Source organism: Kribbella sp. NBC_01484 (assembly GCF_036227145.1).
In the GTDB taxonomy this organism is placed as follows: domain Bacteria; phylum Actinomycetota; class Actinomycetes; order Propionibacteriales; family Kribbellaceae; genus Kribbella.
Genome location: NZ_CP109437.1, coordinates 2,394,625 through 2,410,195, shown reverse-complemented (window position 1 = coordinate 2,410,195; position 15,571 = coordinate 2,394,625). Strand labels below are relative to the sequence as shown.

The following is a 15,571-nucleotide window of genomic DNA, read 5'->3' as shown; positions in this document are numbered from 1 at the left end:
CAGGGCGGCGCCAGAGCGGTGCCGCACGGTAGTCCCAGTGAAGTGAGTCCACTGGGAGGAACCGATGACCACAACGAACCAGGTCGCCATCGAGGCAACCGGCTTGGTCAAGAAATATGGCAACACCACCGCCCTGGCCGGCGTCGACCTGAGTGTGCCGACCGGCACCGTCCTCGGTGTCCTCGGCCCCAACGGCGCCGGCAAGACCACGGCGGTCCGCATCCTCGGCACCTTGCTCCGTCCCGACGCCGGCCGCGCCACGGTCGGCGGGTACGACGTCGTCCGGGACGCGAGCAAGGTGCGCGGAATCATCGGGCTGACCGGGCAGTACGCCTCGGTCGACGAGGACATGTCCGGCCGCCGGAACCTGGTCATGATCGGCCGGCTTCTCGGGTACTCGCGGGAGCAGTCCCGGGCCCGCGCGGTCGAGTTGCTCGAGCGGTTCGAGCTGACCGACGCCGGTGACCGGATCGCCAAGACGTACTCCGGCGGTATGCGCCGGCGCCTCGACCTGGCCGCCAGCCTGGTCGGCCACCCGAGCATCCTGTACCTGGACGAGCCCACCACCGGTCTCGACCCGCACGCCCGCAACGGCGTCTGGGAGACGATCCGCAACCTGGTGCTCGACGGGACCACGGTGCTCCTCACCACGCAGTACCTGGAGGAGGCCGACGCGCTGGCCGACTCGATCATGGTGTTCGACAAGGGCAAGGTGGTCGCCTCCGGCCGGCCGGCCGAGCTGAAGGCGCAGGCCGGCAAGCAGTCCTTGGACGTCAGCCCGGCCGAGCCGGCGCACCTCGAGCGAGTCGCGGCCATCGTCGCCGAGTCGGTCGGCGTCCGCCCGACCGTGGACGTGGTGAACGCACGTGTCAGCGCGCCGGTGACCGACGGTACGTCGCTGCCGGTGGTGGTCCGCCGCCTCGACGAGGAAGGCATCGCCGTCACCGAGCTGGCCCTGCGGCTGCCCAGCCTGGACGAGGTCTTCCTCGCCCTCACCGGGCACACCGCCGAAGAGAAGAAGTTCGACGCTGTCCTGGAAGGAGCGGCTCGATGAGCATCGCTGTAGCTGACACACCGGCCCACGCGGGCCGCCGTACCAATCCGTTCGCCTGGGTGCAGCAGAGCCTGACGCTGGCGTGGCGCAACATCGTCCGGATCCGGCAGAACCCCGAAGCCCTGGCGGACGTGACGTTCCAGCCGATCATCTTCCTGGTGCTGTTCCTGTTCGTCTTCGGCGGCGCGATCGCCCAGGGCGGGACCTGGCACGACTATCTGCCGTACCTGCTGCCGGGGCTGCTGGTGCAGACCGTGGTGTTCTCCACGATGGGCACCGGGGTGGCGCTGAACGACGACTTCGCCAAGGGCGTGTTCGACCGGTTCCGCAGTCTGCCGATCGCACGGATCGCGCCGTTGGTCGGCGCCGTCCTCGGGGACGCGGTGCGGTACACGCTGTCGATCGTGATCCTGATGGGGACCGGGTTCGCGCTCGGGTTCCGGTTCCAGAACGGGATCGGCAACGGGCTGCTGGCGCTCGTGATCGTGCTGCTGTTCGCGCTGTCGATGTGCTGGATCTGGGTGTGGCTCGGGCTGTCGCTGAAGACCGCGCAGGGTGTGCAGGGCGTCGCGTTCCTGGTGATGTTCCCGCTCACCTTCGGCAGCAACGTGTTCGTCCAGACCAGCACGCTGCCCGGCTTCCTGCAGGCGTTCGTGAAGGTGAACCCGGTGAAGTACCTGGTCGACACCATGCGGGCCCTGATGCTGGGCGGCGATCTGCAGAAGCCGCTGCTGATCACGCTCGCCTGGATGGTCGGCCTGGTCGCGGTCTTCGCCCCGCTGGCGATCCGCGCCTACCGCCGCCGTACCTGACCGATCCTGGGGCGCCGGGGAACTTCCCCGGCGCCCCCTTTTTGTCCGTGCCGTCCGCGAGAGTGGGCGGCATGACGACGAAGTGGACGATCACGATCGACTGCGCCGACCCGGCGCTGGTGGCGCGGTTCTGGTGTACGGCGCTCGGCTATGTCGACGCGGATCCGCCGAAGGGCTGGGCAGCTGGGAAGCGTTCCTCACCGACCAGAACGTCCCCGCGGACGAGTGGAACGACGGCGCGAGCATCACCGATCCGACCGGCGTACTGCCCGCCCTCTCCTTCCTCAAGGTCCCCGAACCGCGCACGGCGAAGAACCGCCTCCACCTCGACCTCCAGGTCAGCGGCGGCCGCGCCGAACCCCAGCACCTCCGCGAACAACGCATCCGCGCCACCGCCGAGTCCCTCCTCACCGCCGGCGCCACCCTCGTCCGCGAGGTCCCCGTCGACAACACCACCACTCTCGACCACCTCTGGATGCACGACCCAGAAGGCAACGACTTCTGCGTCGTCTGACCCCTCAGGTGGTGGTGAGGTCGGCGAAGGCGAGGGGTTGGCGGGTGCAGAGGTAGGTTGCCCAGTGCAACTTTTCGGGAGTGCCGTCGGGGGTGCGGGTGATGCGGAGGAGTTCGCCGCGTTCACGGCCGGAGATGGTGCGGTAGATGTCCTCGGAGATGCGCTCGAAGACGGCCGGTGCCTGGTACTCGGCTGCTGCTGGGGACTTGGCCTGGAGGGTGCCGTTCTTGACCGAGAAGACGAACGGGCTGCCCTCGGAGAACCAGGTGCCGAGGACGCCGGCGAGCTCCGGCGGCACGGCGGTGCCGGGGACCCACGGCTCGGTGGGCAGCGGGTCGTCCTCGAGGACCTTGATGACCAGGTCCGTGGCCAGCGCGCTCGGTGCGGGGGACGAGGTCGCGCCGAAGAGCGCGATCCCCGCCGTACCCGACTCGCGGTGCACGAACGTCGACGTGATGTGACCCGGCATCCCGCCGTCATGGCCGACGAACAAGCGGTCGCCGCGGCGCAGGATCATGAACCCGAGCCCGAAGGCGAGCTGCCACCGGTCCACGTCGGCCATGATCTGCACCTGGCACATCTCGTCCAGGGTGTCCTTCGACAGCACCTCGTCGATCGGGTTCGCGACGAACATGGCCCACTTCGCCAGATCCGCAGCCGTCGACGCGAGCCCGCCGCACGCGTCCATCGCGCCCAGGTTCAGCAGCGGCTCCTGCACCGGTACGTCGGAGAACGGCGGCACGTAGTACCCGGTGGCGGCCGGTCCACCGTCCATCCCGATCGTGGTCCGGCGCATCTCCAGCGGGTCGAGGATCCGGGCCTTGATCGCGTCGTACCAGGGCCGTCCGTCGAGCCGGGCGACGATCTCACCGAGCAGCGAGAAGACGAGGTTCGAGTAGTGGAGCCGGTGGTGCGGCTTGCCGACCCGCTCGGCCTCGTTCCAGCCCGAGACCAGCTCGGCGCGGTCCGGGAATTCCATCAGGTCCCAGACGTCGCCGACCGGCTCACGCTGCATGCCGCTGGCGTGGCTGAGCATCTGCCGGACGGTGATGCCCTCGTGCTTGCTCTCCGGGATCAGCTTCTCGACGGTGTCGTCGAGGCTCAGCTTGCCCTCGTCGCGCAGCGCCATCACCGCGACCGCGGTCAGCGTCTTGCTCTGCGATGCGATCAGGAACTGCGAGTCGGCTGTCGGTGGTATGCCCGGACTCTCCAGGTCGGCCGACCCGACACCGGTCGACCAGGCCAGCGAGCCCGCGCGGGCGACGGCGCCCACCACTCCGGGGACCCGGCCTTTGGCCTGACGGTCGGCAACGATGCGAGAAAGGGCGGTCTGCGTCTGCGCGGCGATATCTGTCACGAACCCTGACCTTAAGGGAACCAAATGACAAAAGGCAGGGGTGTTGGGACGGGTCATGTGCGACGCTGGTGGAGTGCGCATAGCGGTGCTTGGGCCTCTCGCGATGTGGGCGGCTGACGGGACTCCGCTGGACGTCCGCGGAGTCCGGCTGCGCGGCTTGCTCGCACGGCTCGCGTTGAGCGCCGGCCGCCCGGTGAGCGTCGAGACGCTGGTCGACGGTCTGTGGGGCAGCGAGGCCCCGAGCGCAAACGCACTGCAGTCGCTGGTGTCCCGCCTGCGCGCGAGCCTCCCGGTGACCGAGTCGAGCATCTCGGTCCAGTCCGGCCCGGCCGGCTACACGCTGACCATCGGTCCGGACTGTGTCGACGCCCTCCAGTTCGAGGACCTCGTACGGCGTGGTCGCGGGCTGCTCGCGTCCGACCCGGAGCAGGCGCACACGCTGCTCACCCAGGCCGAGCGGCTCTGGCGTGGTGAGGCGCTCACCGACCTGCGCGACCTGCCGTTCGCCGCAATCGAGGCGGACCGCCTGGCCGAGCTCAGGCTCGCCGCGGCCGAGGATCTGGCCGAAGCCGCCGTCACCTGCGGCCACGCCCGCGAAGTGATCACCGAGCTCGAACACCTGGCCGCCGCCCACCCGCTCCGCGAGCGCCTCCACGAACTCCTGATCAGAGCCCTGTACGCCGATGGCCGGCAAGCCGAGGCGTTGGCGGCGTACGAACGTGTCCGGACCACTCTCGCCGACGAGCTCGGTACAGATCCGGGCACTCGCCTCCGCGACCTGCATGTCGCCGTACTCCGCGGGGACTCGCTCGACCCGGTAGCCAAGGCGACCGCCGTACCCGTCGCAGCGCCGTCGGCGCCGCACAGCAACCTCAGGGCGCCGATGACCAGCTTCGTCGGGCGGCGTGACGACGTAGCCGAGCTGACGCGGCTGCTCAGCAACGGGACCCGCCTGGTCACCATGGTCGGCCCCGGTGGCGCCGGGAAGACCAGACTGGCGACGGAGACCGGCCGGACCCTGGTGGACCACAGTGGCGACGGCATCTGGTTCGTGGAACTCGCACCGCTCGGTGACGCCGCCGACGTGGCGCCCGCGGTGCTGTCCACGCTGGGCGCGAGCGAGTACGTCGACCTGCCGCCGAGGACGTTCAGCAAGCCGTTCCCGACCAGCCGGGCCGCGACGCTGCGACTGGTCGAGGTGATCGGCGACCGCCGGATCCTGCTCGTCCTCGACAACTGCGAGCACCTGGTGGCAGAGGTCGCCGGACTCGTCGACTCCCTGCTCGCCGCGTGTCCGCGGCTTCGGGTACTGACGACCAGCCGTGAGCCGCTGAGCATTCAAGGCGAGCACCTGCACCCGGTCGGTCCGCTCGGCCTGCCGCCGGAGCACAGCCTGGACGACGAGTACCCGGCGATGCAGTTGTTCGTCGACCGTGCCCGCGCGGTTCGGCCCGACTTCGAGCTGACCGACAGCAACCGCGAGGCGGTCGCCGAGATCTGCCGACGGCTGGACGGGATGCCGCTCGCGATCGAGCTGGCGGCGGCGCGGCTCCGGGCCCTCACTCCGCTCGCGATCGTCGATCGGCTGACCGACCGGTTCCGCCTGCTGACCAGCGGTTCGCGGACCGCACTACCCCGGCACCAGACGCTGCGAGCAGTCGTCGAATGGAGCTGGGACCTACTCGATCGGGACGAGCAGGCGGTCGCCCGACGGCTGTCGCTGTTCTCCGGCGGTGCCACTTTGGACGCGGCCGAGCAGGTCTGCAGCGACGACGACCTCCCCGCCGAGGCCATCCTCGGTGTGCTCGCGTCACTTGTCGACAAATCGCTCGTCGAGGCCGCGGCCGACGACCGGTCGGTGCGTTACCGCATGCTCGAGACAGTCCGCGCGTACGGCGCTGAGCAGTTGAAGGACTCGGGTGAGTACGACCGGTTCCGGCACGCGCATACGACGTACTTCAGCCGGATGCTGCGGCGGGCCCGGCCGAAGCTGTTCACCGGCGAACAGATCCAGTGGATCGCCCGGCTGACCGCCGACAACGAGAACCTGCTCGACGCGCTCCGGACCGCGATCGACAGCGGCTCGGCGCGGAGCGCGGTCCAGATGGTCGCCGCCCTCGGTGAGTACTGGAACATGAGTGGCCGTCCGGCCGAGGCGGTCAACTGGATGCAGGCGGCTCTCGCCGTACCTGGTCCGAGTTCTCCGATCGACCGGGCGATGGCGGTGATGCTGCTCGCGCTCGGCACCTTGTCCAGTGGTGACGACCAGGCCGGGTCCTTCCCCCGGGTGATCCGCGGACTGGCCGAGGTCCGCTGGCTCAGCCGGCGGCACACGCAGGTCGCGGAGTCCGGGGTCGGCCTGTTCACCAACGCGGTGTGGGCGGCGATCCGGCGGGACAAGGCCGGGTGTTTCCGCGCGCTCGAGGCGGCGCGCGAGCACGACGATCCGTGGACCCGGAACATGGGCGTGATGATGACGGCGATGTTCCGGGAGAACGACGGTGAGGTCGAGCAGATGGCGGCCGACCTGGCCATCGCGCTCGAGGGTTTCCGGGCCATCGGCGACCGGTTCGGTACGTCGCTGGCGCTGCGCGGGCAGGCCAGCTACCAAGGCAATCTCGGCGACCACGAGGGCGCACTCGCCTCACTGCACGAGGCGATCCGGCTGGTCGAGGAGCTCGGCACCACCGAGGGCCTCGCGCAACTGCTCGGCTCCTGCGCGGCCAGCCGGATCGAGCTCGGTGACCTCGACGGCGCCCGCGCGGACCTGGAGCGCGCCATGCAGTTGTCCGAGGAGACCGGATCCCGTGCCGGCCAGGCGCTCGGCTACCTGGGGATGTCGCGGATCGCCCGCCGGACCGGCCGGCTGGACGAGGCCAAGGAACTCGCGGAACGCGCGTACTCGATGCTCGACATCGAGGCGGAGCGGATGGCGCCGCACGGCCAGGCGATGCTGCTGGCCAACCTGAGCCGGGTGCACGTCGCCAGGGACGAGCTCGAGACGGCCCAGCGCTACGACCGGCATGCGGTCGAACTCGCCCTCACGACCGAGGACATGCCGCTGGCCTCGATCATCATCGAGGCCTCCGCGGACGTGCAGTTGCGGGCCGGAGAGACCGAGCAGGCCGCGCGCACACTGGGGCTGGCGGCGGCGATGCGCGGCATGCGAACGGTCCCGGACGCCGACGTCCGGAGCACCTACGACCGGCTGCATGATGCCTTGGGCAACGAAGCGTTCGACGCGGCGTACGACGCCGGCGCGGCGCTGACCACGGAAGAGGCCGTGGCGGAGCTCCGCAAGCGCCTCAGCTCGTCGTGACGCCGGTCAGCTCGTGATCAGCTGGACCGCCAGCTCGCGCAACGAGTCCTGCACGTTCTGCTCGGGCGGTCGCGGATCGGCCAGCATCCAGTCGTAGACCACGGTGTTGACCGCACCGAAGAACGCCAGCCCGAGGAACCGGAAGTCCTTGCGCTTGATCTCTCCCCGATCCACCGCCGCGTCGCCCAGGTCGCGCACACTCCCGATCAGCAGTTCCCGGAACGCGATCCGCTGCTCCTCGACCGCGGGGCTCGTGCCGACCACCTCGACGTACGAGATCCGGGCCCGGCGCAGGTCCGTCATGATCGTCCGCAGGTAGCCGTCGACGGCGGCGGTGATCCGCTCCCGGACCGGCCGGTCGGCGGTCCGGCGCAGCGCGTCGCCGGTGGTCCGGACGGCCAGTTCGATCACCTGCGCGTGCACCGCGAGCAGCACGGCCTCTTTGTTCTGGAACTCGTGGTAGAAGTGCCGGGTCGACACTTTCGCCTGTGTGCACAGGCGTTCCACGGAGGTCGCCGGATAGCCCTCGGTCCCGAACAACTCCAGTGCCGCGGCCAGCAACCGTTCCCGGCGCGCGGCCTTCCACTCCTCGACGGATCGCCCGGAATAACGGCGTACGGAGGGTTCCCTCATCACACCTCTTGTCGCTACCCCGTGCCAGATGCCGGACATCCTATCCACCCTCCGGCGCGGGTGTAACCGGGTTCCGGCCGGCGGCAGTCTTCGCGGAGGTGAGTTCCGCGAAGACTGTCCGGGCAAACGGTCTCAGTTCATCCGCTCGTAGCCGGTCGCGCCGTCCAGGAGTTCCCGGATGATGTCGAGGTGGCCGAGATGACGGGCGGTCTCCTCGATCATGTGACACAGGATGTAGCGCGTCGACGCCGCCGCGCCAGACTCCCGGAAGGAGACGCGCTCCACGTCGTCGAGCGAGACGCCGGCGAGGATCTCGTTGGATCGCGCGCACTCGGCGTCGTAGTCGTCGAGCAGTTGGGTGAGCGGTACGTCGTCCACGAACATCTCCGCGTCGACGTGGCCGCCCTCGGTCCACGGGGTCTCGCCGTGGTCCGGCGTACCCAGGAGGTTCTGGGTGAACCAGGAGTACTCGACCCAGCGCAGATGGGAGACCAGACCTGCCACCGTCATCAGCGGTGAGGTCGGCAGCACCTTCCGGTGCGCGTCCGCTTCGCTCAGGCCTTCGCACTTCGTCCGGACGAGCGACCGGAGGTGGTCGAGCCAGCCGGTCAACTGGGTCCGCTCGTCGGCGGTCAGTGGCGGCCTCATGCTTCGCTCATCGTCGTGTAGCCGGTCTTGCCGTCGACGAGCTCTCTGATGATGTCCATGTGCCCCAGGTGGCGCGCTGTCTCCTCGAGCATGTGGCAGAGGATGTAGCGGAGTGAGGCGGCCTCACCCTTGGCGGCGTACGGGCCCTGTTCCACGGCATCGAGCGGGAGACCGGCGATGGTCTGGTTGGATCGCTTGCACTCGGCGTCGTAGTCGTCGAGCAACTGGGCGAGCGGGATGTCGTCGACGAACATCTCGGCGTCGTCGTGACCGCCCTCGGTCCAGGGGGTCTGTCCGGTGTTCGGGACGCCCATGAGGTTGAGCTGGAACCACGAGTACTCGTTCCAGCGCAGGTGCGCCACGAGACCCGCCATCGTCATCAGCGGCGAGGTGTCCAGGACCTTGCGGTGGGCATCTTCTTCACTGAGCCCTTCGCACTTCATCCGGACGAAGGAACGCTGCAGGTCGAGCCATCCGATCAGCTGGACCCGCTCGTCGGCGGTCAGCGGCGGACGCTGTACTTCGGTCATTCGAAAGCTCCTGTACTGATGAGGAGCCACCCGGTCTCAGCCGCGGGTACGGCGGACGGGCAGCACGACATTGTGACTCGACATCGCGCTCACCTCCTCTCCGCCGCCGGGGGTGTCGAGCCCACCGGCACGAGAAACGTACACCCACCTCGAGCACCCACCAACCACTTTTCACCCCGCGAATCGGTTGGTGTGTGCCCAAAGTGGATCCAAGGGGCTGGCATGCTCGGGGGAAGGCGCCCGCACCGCGCGAAGAGGTGAGACGTGGACCCACGGTTCGACCTGCCGCTCTACACGCGTCGAAGGCTCCGACGTCCCCGTCGAAGACGTTGTCGACCACGTCCGCACGGGTTCGTCGTACCGCGAGATAGCCACCAAGTTCGCCCTCGAGGACTACGAGGTCGAGGCCCTGGTCCGCCCCCACATCCGCCCACCCGCCGTCCGCAAAGCCCGCCGCGCCCCGGCCCGGGCGCAACCTTTCCTCTAGCGGGTTCCGTGCAGCTGAACAGGTAGTACGGGGTGATTACCTAGTGCACCTCTGCCTGTGATTGAGATGCGTACGGCGTTCGGGCAGTGCACTACCTGTCGAGCTGCACGGCTAGGTCTTGCGGTTGTCCTTGATGCGTTTCGCCTTGCCGAGGGAGCGTTCCAGGGCGTGGGGGTCGACGACCTCGACGGACACCGTCACGCCGACGCGCTCCTTCACACGCTGCGCCAGGTGGGCGGCGGCCGCTGAACGGCTGGTGAGGCCGGGGGCGGCTTCGACTTGGACGGTGAGCTCGTCGAGGCGGCCCGGGCGGGTCAAGACGCACAGATAGTGCGGGGTCAGGCCGTCGACGAGGAGGATCTGTTCTTCGATCTGGGTGGGGAAGACGTTGACGCCGCGGACGATCATCATGTCGTCGGTGCGGCCGGTGATCTTCTCCATGCGGCGCATGCCGGGGCGGGCGGTGCCGGGGAGGAGGCGGGTCAGGTCGCGGGTGCGGTAGCGGATGACCGGGAAGGCTTCCTTGGTCAGCGTGGTGAAGACGAGCTCGCCCTCGGAGCCTTCGGGCAGGACCTCGCCGGTGACCGGGTCGATGATCTCCGGGTAGAAGTGGTCCTCCCAGATGTGCAGCCCGTCCTTGGTTTCGACGCATTCCTGCGCGACTCCAGGACCCATCACCTCGGACAGCCCGTAGATGTCGACCGCGTGGATGCCGGTCCGCTGCTCCACCTCGGTGCGCATCTGCTCGGTCCACGGCTCGGCGCCGAAGATGCCGATCCGCAACGACGTGTCCCGTGGATCGAGCCCACGCGCCTCCATCTCGTCCACGATGGCCAGGAAGTACGACGGGGTGACCATGATGATCCGGGCCCCGAAGTCCCGGATCAGGTCGACCTGCCGCTCGGTCATCCCGCCGGACACCGGTACGACGGTGCACCCGAGCCGCTCGGCTCCGTAGTGCGCGCCGAGTCCGCCGGTGAACAGACCGTAGCCATAGGCAACATGACACACATCGCCCGCACGCCCGCCGGCCGCCCGGATCGACCGGGCCATCAGGTCGGCCCAGTTGTCCAGATCCCGCTTCGTGTACCCGACCACGGTCGGCCGTCCCGTCGTACCCGACGACGCATGCACCCGCGCCACCTCGGACTGCGGTACGGCGAACATCCCGAACGGATAGTTGTCCCGCAGATCATTCTTCGCGGTGAACGGCAACCGGCTCAGGTCCTCGAGCGACTTGAAGTCATCCGGCGCGAATCCCACGCCGTCCAACGCGGCCCGGTAGTGCGGCACCCGCGAGTACGCCGTCCTGATCGTTGACTGCAGCAACGACAGCTGACGGGACCGGAGCTCGTCGACGGACAGCCGTTCGCCGGCGTCACGCAGTTCCTCGGGCAACGCATCACCGAGCATTGGAACTCTCCTAGGGACGGGCGAGCAGGGTCGCGATGCCCTGGCCGACGCCGATGCACATGGTGGCCAGCGCATACCCGGCGTCGCGGTGGCGAAGCTCCAGGGCGGCGGTGAGAGCGAGGCGGGCGCCGGACATCCCCAGTGGGTGGCCGAGGGCGATGGCGCCGCCGTTCGGGTTGACGTGGTCGGCGTCGTCGGGCAGCCCGAGCTCGCGCAGTACAGCGAGGGACTGCGAGGCGAACGCCTCGTTCAGTTCGATCACGCCGATGTCGGACAGTGCGACACCGGTGCGGTCGAGGAGCTTGCGGGTGGCGGGCGCCGGGCCGATGCCCATGATCCGCGGCGGCACACCGGCGGCCGCCGTACCGACGATCCGGGCCAGCGGTGTCATGCCGTGCTGCTCGACCGCGTCGGCGCTCATCACGAGCAGCGCGGCCGCGCCGTCGTTCACCCCGGACGCGTTGCCGGCAGTGACTGTCCCGGGAGAGCGGAACGGAGTCTTCAAGGCCGCCAAAGCCTCCAAGGACGTCTCTCGCGGATGCTCGTCGGTATCGACGACGGTGATCGCGCCACGCTTGCCCGGCACGTCGACCGCCACGATCTCTTCGGACAGTCGCCCGTTCGCCTGCGCCTTGGCCGCCCGCTGCTGACTCCGCAGCGCGAACAGATCCTGGTCCGCACGGGAGATTCCAAAGTCCTCGGCGACGTTCTCAGCTGTCTCCGGCATCGAGTCGATCCCGTACTGCGCCTTGAGCGCCGGATTCACGAACCGCCAGCCGATCGTGGTGTCGAAGATCTCGGCCTGCCGCGAGAACGCGGTCGTTGCCTTCGGCATCACAAAAGGTGCCCTCGACATCGACTCGACCCCGCCCGCGATGACGATGTCGTTGTCCCCGGCAATGATCGACCGGGCCGCCGAGGCGACCGCGTCCAGACCCGATCCACACAGCCGGTTGATCGTCGTACCGGGCACCGAGACCGGCAGTCCTGACAGCAGCACCGCCATCCGGGCCACGTTCCGGTTGTCCTCGCCGGCCTGGTTCGCGCAGCCGAGGATCACGTCGTCGATGAGGTCGGGGTCGACGGCCTGCCGGTTCAGCAACGACGAGACGACGTGCGCCGCCAGGTCGTCGGGGCGCACCGCGGACAGCGCACCGCCGTACCGGCCGATCGGCGTACGGACGCCGTCCACCAGAAACGCCTCACGGCTCATGATTCCTCCGGGGGGATGATCGTGCCGGACAACTGGCGGCTGCGGCCGCGGAACTCGGCGATCACGTCGTCGCCGCGGCGGACCGTCACGTCGTAGATCGCGTTCCGGCCGAACGACGTCCGCTCCTGAGCCTCGGCGACGAGCAGGTCCCCGCGCCGGGCCGGGGCGACGAAGACGATGTCGCAGGCCTGCGCGACGGTGACGTGGTTGCGCGAGTTGCAGGCGAACGCGAACGCCGAGTCGGCGAGACTGAACACGAACCCACCATGCGCGATCCCGTGGCCGTTGACCATGTCCTCGCGAACCGGCATCTCGACCCGCGCCGTACCCTCACCGACATCCACCAGCCGCATGCCCAGGCCGGCGCTGGCGGTGTCCTCCGCCCACATCGCCGCGGCCACCCGGGCCGCCAGTTCGTCACCCACAGAATTGCCCCATCGAGGAGAAGGCTTGTGACACTCTACCGCCGCTTGCGCCCTCGACTGTAACATCATCAGTGAGACCCCGAGGCTTGGAGCGCAACCCATGACCACGACCGGCACCGACCTGCTCGCCACCCACCGCGAGCGACTCGACGATGCCCTGAAAGCGATCCACGGGCGCGGCTACTTCTCTGCCTTCCCCGAGTCGCCCAGCCCCCGGGTGTACGGCGAGACCGCGGCCGCCGACGGCAAGACCGCGTTCGAGGCTCATCTGGGTACGACGTACGCGGTCGAGACACCGGGTTCGCGGGGCACGGTCGTCACCGAGCAGTCGCCGTACGGGATCACCATGGACGTCTCCTACCCGCGGACGGTCGAGGACGGGCTGGACGACCTGCTCGCGGCGGCCCAGCAGGGTCTGGCGGACTGGCGCCGGGCCGGCATCGACGCCCGCACCGGGGTCACGCTGGAGATCCTCGACCGGCTGCACAAGCGGGTCTTCGAGCTGGCCAACGCGGTCCAGCACACCAGTGGTCAAGCGTTTGTGATGGCGTTCCAGGCCGGCGGCGCGCACGCGCTGGACCGGGCCCTCGAGGCGGTCGCTTACGCGTACGAGGAGATGAACCGCTACCCGGCCGAGGCCGTCTGGGAGAAGCCCGCCAAGGGTGACCCGATCCGGATGGAGAAGACGTTCACGGTCACCGGCCGCGGCGTCGCGCTGGTCATCGGCTGCAACACCTTCCCGACCTGGAACTCCTGGCCCGGCCTGTTCGCCTCCCTCGTCACCGGCAACGCCGTGGTGGTCAAGCCGCATCCGCTCGCGGTCCTGCCGTTGGCTATCACGGTCGACGTCTGCCGCGAGGTGCTCGCCGAGGCCGGCTTCGACCCGAACCTGGCCACCCTGGCCGTCGAGCGGGCCGGCGACGGCCTGGCCAAGCCGCTGGCGATCCGGCCCGAGGTGAAGCTGATCGACTTCACCGGCGGGACCGAGTTCGGCGAGTGGCTGGAGCAGAACGCAACCCAGGCGACCGTGTTCACCGAGAAGGCCGGCGTCAACGCGGTCATCATCGACTCCACCGACGCCTTCAAGGCATTGACGGGCAACCTCGCCTTCACCCTGTCCCTCTACTCGGGCCAGATGTGCACGACCACCCAGAACCTCTTCGTCCCGGCCGGTGGGATCGAGACCGACGAGGGACACAAGTCCTTCGAGGAGGTCGGCGCCGGGATCGCCACCGCGATGAGCAAGCTGCTCGGCGACGACGCGCGCGCGGTCGAGATCCTGGGCGGCATCGTGAACCAGGCCGTGATCAGCCGGCTCGAGCTCGCTCCCGAGTACGGCGATGTCGTCCTGGAGTCGCGGGCGATCCAGCACCCCGCCTTCCCGGACGCCGTGGTCCGTACGCCGCTGCTGGTCGCGATCGACGCCAAGGACGCGGAGGTGTACGGGCGCGAGTGCTTCGGGCCGGTCTCATTCCTGGTCAAGACGGCCGACACCAACGAGTCGATCGAGCTGTTCCGGACCACGGTCACCGAGGGCGGCGCGATGACGGCCGGGATCTACTCGACCGACGCGAAGGTGCTCGACGAGGCCCGCGAGGCCGCACTCGACGCCGGCGTAGCCCTGTCGGAGAACCTGACCGGTCAGGTGTTCGTCAATCAATCGGCTGCTTTCAGCGATTTCCACGGTACTGGCGCGAATCCGGCCGCCAACGCGACATACACCGACGGCGCTTACGTTGCGAGTCGCTTCCGCGTCATTCAATCTAGGCGTCATGTCTGAGGCCATGGATCCGGAGAACCTGCGCGAAGCGCTCACCTACTACGACAGCTGGCTGGCGTTCAACCAGCGCTATCAGCGGATCCCCGGGATCCAGGTCGCTGTGTATGCAGGAGGTGGCATCGCCTTCTCCGGCGCCTACGGTCTCGCCGACGTCGAGAACGCCGTGCCGCTGACCGAGCAGCACCTGTTCCGGATCGCGTCCCACTCGAAGACATTCACGGCGACGGCCGTGTTCCAACTGGTCGAGCGGGGCCGGTTGCGGCTGGACGACAAGGCGGAGCAGCACGTCACCGAGATCGTCGGTACGCCGCTCGGCGAGCGGACCATCCGTGAGCTGCTGGCCCACGCCGGCGGTGTCACCCGGGACGGCCTCGAAGCCGACTGGTGGCAGCTGGCGACGAGCTTCCCGGACCGGGACCAGTTGCTCGAGGTACTGCGGCACGAGACCTCGGCCGTGATCGCGGAGAACGACCGCTTCAAGTACTCGAACATCGGCTACGGCCTGCTCGGTCTCGTCGTCGAGGCGGCGGCCGGCACGTCGTACAACGCGTATGTCCAGACCGCGATCGTGGACAAGCTCGGGCTCTCGGGCCTCGGCCCGGAGCTGGATCCGGACCGGCTGGACGAGTACGCCGCCGGCTACAGCGCCCTGACGTACGCCGACACCCGCGTGCCGATCGAGCACGTCGACACGCACGCACTGGCCTCGGCGACCGGGTTCTTCGGCAACGCCCGTGACCTCGTGGCGTACTTCTCCGCGCATCTGCCGGGTGACGACCGACTGCTGTCGGACCGGTCGAAGCGGGAGATGCGGCACCCGCTGTGGACGACCAGTGAGGACGGCAAGGCACGGTACGGGCTCGGTCTGTCCGTGACGAAGGTCGGCGACCGGGATGTGTTCGGTCACGGCGGCGGGTACCCGGGCCACGCGACCAGGACGCTCGTCGACGGTGAGCGCCGGCTGGTCGTGTCTGCGCTGACCAACGCGATCGACGGTCAGCCGAGCCAGCTGGCCGAGGCCGTGCTGAAGCTCATCGACCTGGCCGAGTCGAAGGACCGGGGTGAGTCCGAGGGTCTCGAGCGGTTCGCCGGCCGGTACGCGAACCTGTGGGGTGTCGCCGACATCGCGCTGCTCGGCGGCCGCCTGTACGTGCTCGACCCGGCCGGTGGGGACCCGGCGGCCGAGCCCACCCCGCTCGAGGCAGACGGCGACGAACTCCGCGTCGCGGGCGGCTCCGGCTACGGATCGTACGGCGAGACCTACCGCTTCACGTTCGGCCCAGCCGGCCGGGTCGAGTCCGTCCGCGGCTCCAGCGGTCTCCTGTCCCACCCTCTCGACCGCTTCACCCTCCCGGATCGCGTCACGGTCACCTAAGTACGGTGCGG

13 protein-coding genes are annotated in these 15,571 nt (G+C 69.1%); 6 read left to right on the top strand and 7 right to left on the bottom strand.

The window, feature by feature from the left end:
- The first annotated feature begins 64 nt into the window (after positions 1 to 64).
- From OG555_RS11820 to OG555_RS11810, 3 genes are all read left to right on the top strand, one after another.
- On the top strand, positions 65 to 1,054 hold the full coding sequence (locus tag OG555_RS11820) for an ATP-binding cassette domain-containing protein (protein WP_329482872.1): 990 nt from the start codon (positions 65 to 67) through the stop codon (positions 1,052 to 1,054).
- Positions 1,051 to 1,866, top strand: coding sequence for an ABC transporter permease (locus tag OG555_RS11815; protein WP_329482871.1), 816 nt, complete (start codon positions 1,051 to 1,053; stop codon positions 1,864 to 1,866). The genes OG555_RS11820 and OG555_RS11815 overlap by 4 nt, the downstream gene beginning before the upstream one ends.
- Positions 1,867 to 1,948: 82 nt before the next feature.
- Positions 1,949 to 2,380, top strand: a complete 432-nt coding sequence (locus OG555_RS11810; protein WP_329482870.1) for a VOC family protein — start codon at positions 1,949 to 1,951, stop codon at positions 2,378 to 2,380.
- Between the two features lie 4 nt (positions 2,381 to 2,384).
- Here OG555_RS11810 and OG555_RS11805 read toward each other — a convergent pair whose 3' ends face one another.
- Positions 2,385 to 3,737, bottom strand: a complete 1,353-nt coding sequence (locus OG555_RS11805) for a serine hydrolase domain-containing protein (protein ID WP_329482869.1) — start codon at positions 3,735 to 3,737, stop codon at positions 2,385 to 2,387.
- An 85-nt stretch (positions 3,738 to 3,822) separates the two neighbouring features.
- Here OG555_RS11805 and OG555_RS11800 point away from each other — a divergent pair, with 85 nt between their 5' ends.
- On the top strand, positions 3,823 to 7,056 hold the full coding sequence (locus OG555_RS11800) for a BTAD domain-containing putative transcriptional regulator (protein WP_329482868.1): 3,234 nt from the start codon (positions 3,823 to 3,825) through the stop codon (positions 7,054 to 7,056).
- A gap of 6 nt (positions 7,057 to 7,062) precedes the next feature.
- Here the strand turns inward: OG555_RS11800 and OG555_RS11795 are convergent, their stop codons facing one another.
- From OG555_RS11795 to paaI, 6 genes are all read right to left on the bottom strand, one after another.
- Positions 7,063 to 7,689: a TetR/AcrR family transcriptional regulator gene (locus tag OG555_RS11795; protein ID WP_329482867.1), complete on the bottom strand. Its 627-nt coding sequence runs from the start codon at positions 7,687 to 7,689 to the stop codon at positions 7,063 to 7,065.
- Between the two features lie 132 nt (positions 7,690 to 7,821).
- Positions 7,822 to 8,337, bottom strand: coding sequence for a DinB family protein (locus OG555_RS11790; protein ID WP_329482866.1), 516 nt, complete (start codon positions 8,335 to 8,337; stop codon positions 7,822 to 7,824).
- Positions 8,334 to 8,867: a DinB family protein gene (locus OG555_RS11785; protein ID WP_329482865.1), complete on the bottom strand. Its 534-nt coding sequence runs from the start codon at positions 8,865 to 8,867 to the stop codon at positions 8,334 to 8,336. The genes OG555_RS11790 and OG555_RS11785 overlap by 4 nt, the downstream gene beginning before the upstream one ends.
- 598 nt (positions 8,868 to 9,465) lie before the next feature.
- Positions 9,466 to 10,767, bottom strand: coding sequence for a phenylacetate--CoA ligase PaaK (gene paaK, locus OG555_RS11780; protein WP_329482864.1), 1,302 nt, complete (start codon positions 10,765 to 10,767; stop codon positions 9,466 to 9,468).
- 10 nt (positions 10,768 to 10,777) lie between these two features.
- The gene (gene pcaF, locus OG555_RS11775; protein ID WP_329482863.1) at positions 10,778 to 11,980 is read right to left on the bottom strand and encodes a 3-oxoadipyl-CoA thiolase; all 1,203 of its coding nucleotides are present in this window, start codon (positions 11,978 to 11,980) and stop codon (positions 10,778 to 10,780) included.
- On the bottom strand, positions 11,977 to 12,405 hold the full coding sequence (paaI, locus tag OG555_RS11770) for a hydroxyphenylacetyl-CoA thioesterase PaaI (protein ID WP_329482862.1): 429 nt from the start codon (positions 12,403 to 12,405) through the stop codon (positions 11,977 to 11,979). The genes pcaF and paaI overlap by 4 nt, the downstream gene beginning before the upstream one ends.
- Before the next feature lie 100 nt (positions 12,406 to 12,505).
- On the opposite strand from paaI, the gene paaN reads away from it, so the two are divergent.
- A complete protein-coding gene (gene paaN / locus OG555_RS11765; protein ID WP_329482861.1) occupies positions 12,506 to 14,185 on the top strand; it encodes a phenylacetic acid degradation protein PaaN in 1,680 nt (559 codons plus the stop codon).
- A complete protein-coding gene (locus tag OG555_RS11760; RefSeq protein WP_329482860.1) occupies positions 14,178 to 15,560 on the top strand; it encodes a serine hydrolase domain-containing protein in 1,383 nt (460 codons plus the stop codon). The genes paaN and OG555_RS11760 overlap by 8 nt, the downstream gene beginning before the upstream one ends.
- Positions 15,561 to 15,571 lie beyond the last annotated feature (11 nt).

Bases quoted from the DNA above. Each gene is read 5' to 3' on its own strand.
- OG555_RS11820 (WP_329482872.1), top strand. From the start codon at position 65: ATGACCACAACGAACCAGGTCGCCATCGAGGCAACCGGCTTGGTCAAG.
- OG555_RS11815 (WP_329482871.1), top strand. From the start codon at position 1,051: ATGAGCATCGCTGTAGCTGACACACCGGCCCACGCGGGCCGCCGTACC.
- OG555_RS11795 (WP_329482867.1), bottom strand. From the start codon at position 7,689: ATGAGGGAACCCTCCGTACGCCGTTATTCCGGGCGATCCGTCGAGGAG.
- OG555_RS11790 (WP_329482866.1), bottom strand. From the start codon at position 8,337: ATGAGGCCGCCACTGACCGCCGACGAGCGGACCCAGTTGACCGGCTGG.
- OG555_RS11785 (WP_329482865.1), bottom strand. From the start codon at position 8,867: ATGACCGAAGTACAGCGTCCGCCGCTGACCGCCGACGAGCGGGTCCAG.
- paaK (WP_329482864.1), bottom strand. From the start codon at position 10,767: ATGCTCGGTGATGCGTTGCCCGAGGAACTGCGTGACGCCGGCGAACGG.
- pcaF (WP_329482863.1), bottom strand. From the start codon at position 11,980: ATGAGCCGTGAGGCGTTTCTGGTGGACGGCGTCCGTACGCCGATCGGC.
- paaN (WP_329482861.1), top strand. From the start codon at position 12,506: ATGACCACGACCGGCACCGACCTGCTCGCCACCCACCGCGAGCGACTC.
- OG555_RS11760 (WP_329482860.1), top strand. From the start codon at position 14,178: ATGTCTGAGGCCATGGATCCGGAGAACCTGCGCGAAGCGCTCACCTAC.